Source organism: Micromonospora sp. ABR4_055 (assembly GCF_056160425.1).
This window is the reverse complement of sequence record NZ_JBSWXD010000230.1, coordinates 1-7,331: the sequence shown is the minus strand read 5'-3', so window position 1 is coordinate 7,331 and position 7,331 is coordinate 1. Positions and strand designations below refer to the sequence as shown.

8 protein-coding genes are annotated in these 7,331 nt (G+C 72.4%); 5 read left to right on the top strand and 3 right to left on the bottom strand.

Going from position 1 to position 7,331, the window contains the following annotated elements; genetic code table 11:
* Together ACXAHD_RS30420 and ACXAHD_RS30415 are read left to right on the top strand one after the other, a co-directional pair.
* Positions 1 to 650, top strand: a 650-nt coding sequence (locus tag ACXAHD_RS30420) for a biotin--[acetyl-CoA-carboxylase] ligase (protein WP_475054892.1), incomplete at its 5' end; no start/stop codon positions are given.
* Between the two features lie 95 nt (positions 651 to 745).
* Positions 746 to 1,342, top strand: a complete 597-nt coding sequence (locus ACXAHD_RS30415) for a PH domain-containing protein (RefSeq protein WP_475054890.1) — start codon at positions 746 to 748, stop codon at positions 1,340 to 1,342.
* 55 nt (positions 1,343 to 1,397) lie between these two features.
* On the opposite strand, the gene ACXAHD_RS30410 is transcribed toward ACXAHD_RS30415, so the two are convergent.
* The 3 genes from ACXAHD_RS30410 to ACXAHD_RS30400 all read right to left on the bottom strand — a co-directional run bounded on the left by ACXAHD_RS30410 (position 1,398) and on the right by ACXAHD_RS30400 (position 3,193).
* The gene (locus ACXAHD_RS30410) at positions 1,398 to 1,895 is read right to left on the bottom strand and encodes a MaoC/PaaZ C-terminal domain-containing protein (protein ID WP_278167091.1); all 498 of its coding nucleotides are present in this window, start codon (positions 1,893 to 1,895) and stop codon (positions 1,398 to 1,400) included.
* A 9-nt stretch (positions 1,896 to 1,904) separates the two neighbouring features.
* Positions 1,905 to 2,588, bottom strand: a complete 684-nt coding sequence (locus tag ACXAHD_RS30405) for a GtrA family protein (RefSeq protein WP_475054888.1) — start codon at positions 2,586 to 2,588, stop codon at positions 1,905 to 1,907.
* 68 nt (positions 2,589 to 2,656) lie between these two features.
* Positions 2,657 to 3,193 (bottom strand): GtrA family protein, encoded by a 537-nt coding sequence (locus ACXAHD_RS30400; protein WP_475054887.1) that lies wholly within the window; start codon positions 3,191 to 3,193, stop codon positions 2,657 to 2,659.
* 353 nt (positions 3,194 to 3,546) lie between these two features.
* Here ACXAHD_RS30400 and ACXAHD_RS30395 point away from each other — a divergent pair, with 353 nt between their 5' ends.
* The 3 genes from ACXAHD_RS30395 to ACXAHD_RS30385 form a co-directional block, all read left to right on the top strand.
* Positions 3,547 to 5,394, top strand: a complete 1,848-nt coding sequence (locus tag ACXAHD_RS30395; protein ID WP_475054886.1) for a phosphoenolpyruvate carboxykinase (GTP) — start codon at positions 3,547 to 3,549, stop codon at positions 5,392 to 5,394.
* A 71-nt stretch (positions 5,395 to 5,465) separates the two neighbouring features.
* A complete protein-coding gene (locus ACXAHD_RS30390) occupies positions 5,466 to 6,374 on the top strand; it encodes a hypothetical protein (protein WP_281555438.1) in 909 nt (302 codons plus the stop codon).
* A gap of 13 nt (positions 6,375 to 6,387) precedes the next feature.
* Positions 6,388 to 7,331 (top strand): NAD(P)/FAD-dependent oxidoreductase (locus tag ACXAHD_RS30385; protein WP_475054884.1); only part of this gene is annotated, 944 nt, incomplete at its 3' end.

The following is a 7,331-nucleotide window of genomic DNA, read 5'->3' as shown; positions in this document are numbered from 1 at the left end:
CCGTCAGCGTGCTGCTGCAGCCGGCGGCGGCTCGGCCCGCCCGGTCGTGGCCGGCGGTGCCGGGGTCCCGGTACGGCTGGTTGCCGCTGCTGGCCGGCGTCGCGCTGGCGGAGGCGGTCACCCGGCTGGCCGAGTTGCCAGCCGCGCTGAAGTGGCCCAATGATCTGTTGATCGACGAGGCGAAGTGCGCCGGGATCCTTGCCGAAGCGGCCCCGGACGGGGCGGCCGGACCGGCCGTTGTGCTGGGCATCGGGCTCAACGTGACGCTGCGCGCCGACGAGCTGCCGCCGCCCGGCAGTGGCCTGCGCGCCACCTCGCTGCAGCTGGCCGGAGCAGCGGCGACCGACCGGGACCCGTTGCTGCGGGCTGTGCTGCGCGGGGTGGCCGACTGGTACGGGCGGTGGCGGGCCGCCGGCGGCGACCCGGTCGCGTCCGGTCTGCGGGCGGCGTACCTGCGGCACTGCGTGACGGTGGGCCGGCAGGTGCGGGTCTCGTTGCCGTCCGGAGCGGCGCACACCGGGCTGGTCGACACGGTCGACGAGGACGGTCGCCTGGTGGTCCGCACAGCCGGCGGCGATCTGCCGGTCGCAGCCGGGGACGTGACGCATGTGCGGTCCGGCGACGCGCCGGGAAACGGTACGCCCGGTTGACCGTACGGGTGGCGGTCAACCGCTACGGTCACCCCGGCGGCCGGTGTACGGACCGCCGGCCGGGTCCCCTGCCCGGCCCGGGCTAGGAGGTTGCCGTGGCATTTCCCGAAGACATGCTCACCGCGGACGAGCATGTCGTGTTGCACCTGCACCCGCACTGGAAGGCGCTGGTCCGGCCGGTGGCGGTGACGGTGCTGGCGGTCGCCGCCGTGGTGGCCGGGTTCCTGCTGCTGCCGGAGAGCACCGCAGCCTCCGTCGCGTGGTACGTGATTCTCGCGCTTGCGCTGGTCGCGGTGCTCTGGTTCGCCGTCCGGCCGTTCGCGGTCTGGCGCAGTACGCACTACGTGTTCACCAACGAGCGGGTGGTGCTGCAGCACGGGGTGTTCTCCCGGGAGCGCCGGGACATCCCGTTGAACCGGGTCAACGACCACTCCATGACGCAGCGGTTCAACGAGCGGCTGCTCGGCTGCGGGACGTTGACCATCGAGTCGGCAGGTGAACGCGGTCAGACCGTGCTGCCCGACCTTCCGGGGGTCAGTCAGGTGCAGACGCAGCTCTACGAGCTGGTCGAGGCGCACCACGATCTGCACAGCCTGGGCGACGGTGAGCTGCGGGAAATTCTCGACGAGGCACGCACCGGGCCGGACCAGGCAGCCCCGGCGCGACCGGACAACGCCTCGCCCGGCCGCTGACCGGGCGACGGCTGGCCAGCACTGCCGAGCGGGCCTGGCTCGCTGGCCAGCCGGGTCAGGTCGTCGGCCCGGCGCCGCGTAGCGCGAACCAGCCACGGAACCGGGTGCGCAGCACCTCGCGCTCCGGCCGGTCGTAGGTGTCGAGCCGGGTCAACGACCCCAGCAGGGTGACCGTGCCCAGGCCGGGCCGGGCGTCGGACAGCTTCCTGGTGAGCACGTCCAGCCGCCCGGCGAGCCGGTCACCGGCGTACACCGGGGCCAGCCAGCGCAGCTCCTCCAGGCCGGGGGAGGTGTCGGCGGCGGCCCGGGACAGCACCGCGTCCACGTACGCCCGCATGAACAGGCTGACGGTGAAGAATCCGCTGGCGATCACGGTGCCGTACGGGCTGGCCTGGGCGAGGTCCGGCTCGACGTGGTACCACTGCGGGTCGAAGCGTTCGGCGAAGCTGACCATTTCGACGCCGTCCACGGTGGTGATGCCGAGGTCGAAGGAACCGCCCGGGGCGAGATCCTCGAAGAACAGGTCGGCGTCAGCACCGGTGCCGGAGCGCACGGTCGTCGGTCAGCGCCTGGCCGGGCGGGTCGCTGCGGCGATCTCCGCGTCCAGTTCGGCGGTGATCTTCGCGTCGAGCTCGGCGGCGAGTTCGGCGTCGAGCTGGTTGGCCAGAGGTGCCGTGCTGTCCGGGGCCTGCATCGACTGGCTGGTCGGTGGCTGCCCGTCCCGCTGGATCTGCTGCGGGACCGGGCCGCGCGCCGCCGGTCCGGTCCCGGCCCCGGTGGTCGGGCCGGTTCCGGTGGTCGGGTGGGCGGCGGGTGCCGGGCGGAAGACGAACGTGCGGTACGCCCAGAAGCGGAAGATGGTGCCGAGCACCAGTCCGATGATCTTGACGATGTTCAGGGCCAGCAGCCCGCTGATGCCGAAGCCGTACTTGGCCAGCCCCAGCACCCCGACCTCGATCGCCAGGCCGGTGAGGTTGAACAGGAAGAAGAGCACGTACTCCCGCCGGATGGCCGACTTCGGCCGGTCCCGGTAGGTCCAGTGGCGGTTCATGAAGTACGAGCTGGTGGTCGCCACCAGTGCGGCGACGACAGTCGCCTTCAGTTGACCGTCGGCGAGCACGGTCAGTGCCAGAGCGTTGAACACCGCGAAGTTGACCACGGTGTTGATGCCACCGACGGTGCCGAACTTCAGCGCCTCGCGGATGAACCTCTGCCAGCGCTCGGGCAGAAGGCGAAGTATTCGCATCAGATCACCATACGGCAGGTCGACGGGCCGTTCGGGTTGACTGGCGGGTAGGGCGGCACCGGGTGGGGCTAGTCGCGGTCGCTGGCGGCGGCCGCCACCGCGGCGGGTGCCGCGACGGTGAACACGAACCTGCGGTACGCCCAGAACCGGAACAGGGTGCCGACCGCCACGCCCACGATGTTGGCCGCGATGTTGTCGGCGAGCAGCGTCTGGAACACCCCCGGCCAGATGCTGCCCAGCCCGTAGTGGCTGATCCCCAGACAGGCCAGACCGATGCCCAGGCCGACGGCGTTGAAGAAGAAGTAGAGGCCGTACTCGCGGGCCAGTCCGGACCTGACCGAGTGCCGCCAGGTCCAGAAGCGGTTGCCGACGAACGCCACCGATGCGGCGATTACCGTCGACAGCGTCTTGGCGCTGAGCGGGCCCAACCCGAGCAGGCTTGAAGCGACGTTGAACAGGGTGATGTCGACGATGAAGGCGATCCCGCCGACCACCCCGAACTTGCCGATCTCGCGGACCAGCAGACCGAACCGGTCCCGGAGCCGGCGGATCAGCCCCGGACTGGATGCGGGCGCGGACGGCTCGCCGGCGGCGTGGACGGGCACGTGGTCGAGCGTAGCGGGTTCCCGCCCGCCGATGTGTCGGCACCACCCGAGTTTCCCGGCCACCCCCACGCTTCCGGCACTCGAGTTCTGAACACGCAGAGTGATTGGGGTTGGAGTCGGTCGAGAGCCGGAGGATTTTGCGTACAACTGCGCGTGGGAGCGAGAAACAACTCGTCAGATTGCATGCGCCGATAACTTGTGCACTTCTTCACAAGCTCCTCGGCTGCCCTGAACGATCAATCGGCTTACCCTGAGTCCAACTCCCGGACTTGTAACCCGGCGGCTGGGCCCGACCATCCGCCGGTGCCGTGCACTCCAGGAACGAGGTCAGCGCCGACCACGAGGAGATCGCCATGACTGCAACGGCCACCGCGTCCGTACCGTCGAACTTCCCCAGCCCCGCCCCGACCAGCCACGCCCGCCTGCTCGACTGGGTCCGGCAGATCGCCGACCTCACCACACCGGACCGGGTCGTCTGGGCCGACGGTTCGCTCGCCGAATGGCACCGGCTCACCGACGAACTCGTCGACTCCGGCACCCTGGTCCGACTGGACAGCGAACGCCGCCCCAACTCGTTCTGGGCCCGCACCGACCCGACCGACGTGGCCCGGGTCGAGGAACGTACCTTCATCTGCTCGCCCGACGAGTCCGACGCCGGACCGACCAACAACTGGGTGGACCCCGCCGAGATGAAGCGGGTGATGACCGAGCTGTACCGGGGGTGCATGCGCGGCCGGACCATGTTCGTGGTCCCGTTCTGCATGGGCCCGTTGGACGCCCCGGAGCCGATGTTCGGGGTGGAGATCACCGACAGTGCGTACGTCGTCGCCTCGATGCGGATCATGACCCGGATGGGCGCCGAGGTGCTCGCCGCGATGGGCGACGACGCCGAGTTCGTACCGGCCCTGCACTCGGTCGGCGCCCCGCTGGAGCCGGGCCAGGCCGACGTGCCGTGGCCGGCCAACGAGATCAAGTACATCTCGCACTTCCCGCAGACCCGGGAGATCTGGTCGTACGGGTCCGGCTACGGCGGCAACTCGCTGCTCGGCAAGAAGTGCTACGCGCTGCGGATCGCCAGCGTGATGGCCCGCGACGAGGGCTGGCTGGCCGAACACATGCTGATCCTCAAGCTGACCGCGCCGGACGGGCGGGTCCGTTACGTAGCCGGCGCGTTCCCGTCCGCCTGCGGCAAGACCAACCTGGCCATGCTGGAGCCGACCATCCCCGGCTGGAAGGTCGAGACGATCGGCGACGACATCGCCTGGATGCGGTTCGGCGACGACGGCCGGCTGTACGCGGTCAACCCTGAGTACGGGCTCTTCGGCGTCGCCCCCGGCACCGACTGGCGGACCAACGCCAACGCGATGCGGACCCTCGACCGGGGAAACTCCATCTTCACCAACGTCGCGCTGACCGACGACCGCGACGTGTGGTGGGAGGGGATGGGCGAGCCGCCGACGCACCTGACCGACTGGCGGGGCGAGGACTGGAACCCCGACCGGGGCACCGACGCCGCCCACCCGAACAGCCGGTTCTGCACCCCGATCACCCAGTGCCCGATCCTCGCCGACGAGTACCACGACCCGCGCGGCGTACCGATCGACGCGATCCTGTTCGGCGGCCGACGCCGTAACACGGTGCCGTTGGTCACCGAGGCCCGCGACTGGGTGCACGGCGTGTACCTGGGCGCCACCCTCTCCTCGGAGACGACTGCGGCGGCGGCCGGCAAGGTCGGGGTGGTCCGGCGGGACCCGATGGCGATGTTGCCGTTCATCGGCTACCACGCCGGGGACTACTTCCGGCACTGGATCGAGATGGGCAAGGGCACCGACGGCGACGCAGCCAAGCTGCCCCGGATCTTCTACGTCAACTGGTTCCGCCGCGACGACGACGGCCGCTTCCTCTGGCCCGGCTTCGGGGAGAACTCCCGGGTGCTCAAGTGGATCGTCGAGCGGTTGGACGGCACCGGCGCGGCGGTGGAGACTCCGATCGGCAACGTGCCGACCGCCGACGCGCTCGACCTGTCCGGCCTGGCCGTCGACCCGGCCGACGTGGCCGCCGCGCTCGCCGTCGACCCGGCGCAGTGGCGCGCGGAACTGCCGCAGATCACCGAATGGTTCGAGCGGTTCGGCGACAAACTGCCCGGGGTGCTCTGGGCGGAGCTGGACGCGCTGCGGGCCCGGTTGGACGCCGCCGACTGACCGTTGGATAGCCTGCGCCGGTGGCGGCAGTCGATCCCGGTGCGGGCCGCGCCGGACCGGTCCGCCCGGCCGTGCCCGCCCTGCCGCCGCCGGTCCGCCGGCTGGTCGGGTTGCTCGCCGTCACCGCCGCGGCCACCGTCGTGGTCGACCTGCTCAACTGGTGGTACGCCCCCGAGCGGGACATCGGTGTGGCGGTCCGCTCCGGTTGGGCGCTGCTGCGGGCGTTCGGCTTCCTGGTCCTGATCCGGCAGGTACGCCGGGGCCGGGCCGGGGCCCGACCGTTCGGGCTGATCCTGGCGGTCACCACCGTCTTCGCGCTCGGCCGGCTGGTGGTGCCGCGCTCCGGCGTACCGCCGCTGCCCGGGGTGGCCGGGTTCGGCCTGATCGCCGGGCTCTGCCTGGCCGTGGTGTGGCTGCTGTACCGGTCCCCGGCGGTCGGTGCGCAGCTGACCCGGCACCCGGCCCGGTTGGTCCGCGACGGCCGGCGGCTGACCTGGCGCGAGGCCCCGCCCCGGCGGCCGCCGGTCGTCGCCTGGCTCCTCGTCGCCCGGGTCTCGGCCTTCACCTACCCGCCGTTGATGCTGGTGCCGGCGCTGGTCTCGATCGGGGTGCTGCTCGACGGCCGGCTGGTCGCCACCCCGGCGGTGGTGGCCTGGATCGCGGTCGCCACCGCCACCAGCTGGCTGGTGCTGCTGGTGTCGTTCTTCATGCTGCGCGGCCGACGCTGGGCACGCTGGCTGCTGGTCCTGGTCAGCCTCGGGGCGCTCGCGGTCGACCTGCCGCTGTGCTGGTGGCTGCTCGGCGTGGACGGTCTGGTCCGCGACGGCGCGCCGCTGGTGGTGGCGGTGGTGCTGGCCTTCTACGGTGTGTGGCGGGCCGGTCGCGCCGAACGGGGCCGGGCGGCGGGCAGCGCCGAGCCCGGCCGGGGGACCGTCGGTTCCCAGCCCGGCCGGACGGCCGCCGGCACGGAACCGGCCTGACGAGGAGGTCCAGGTGGACGGTACGTCGGTCGTCGACGTCGCGGTGGTCGGCGCCGGGCCGGCCGGTGCCGCCGCCGCGATCGCCGCCCGCCGGGCCGGTGCCCGGGTGCTGCTGCTGGACCGGGCCGACTTCCCCCGGGACAAGCCGTGCGGCGACGGCATCGCACCGCACGCCCTCGACGTGCTGGCCGGGCTGGACGTGCCCGACCCGGTCGCCGGGTTCGCCCCGGTCGGCCGGCTCCGGCTGGTCGCCCCGCACGGCGGGCAGGTCGCGGCCGAGCTGGTCCGTCCGGCGTACACGGTGCCGCGGGCCGTCTTCGACGCCCGGCTGGTCGCCACCGCGGTCGCCGTCGGCGTGCGGCTGCGGCGGCACACCGTACGGCGGGTCACGGTCCGCGACGACCTGGTGCTGCTCGACGGTGAGATCGCGGCGCGGGCGGTGGTTGGCGCGGACGGCGCGGGATCGGTGGTACGCCGGGCGTTGGGTCACGGGCCGAACCCGGACGGACATCTGGCCCTGGCGATTCGCGGCTACGCGCCGGTCGGGGCCGTCACCAGCCCCGGCGAACAGCGGATCGTCACCACGGCGGCCGGTTGGCCGGCGTACGCCTGGGCCTTTCCGATCGGCGACGGGCGGGCGAACGTCGGGTACGGGGAGGTGCTGCGCGGCCGGCCCCTGACCCGTGCCCGGCTGCTGGACCGGCTGTGCGCGCTGCTGCCCGGCACCGACCTGGCGCAGGTCACCGACCTGCGGGCGCATCATCTGCCGCTGTCCACCCGGCGGCCGCCGGCAGGTGCGGGTCGGCTGGTGCTGGCCGGCGACGCGCTGTCGCTGATCAACCCGTTCACCGGCGAGGGCATCTTCTACGCGGTGCTGTCCGGTGCGCTGGCCGGTGCGGCGGCGGCCGGTACGCCGGCGGCCGCCGCCCACCACCACCAGCCAGCGCTGCGCCGACA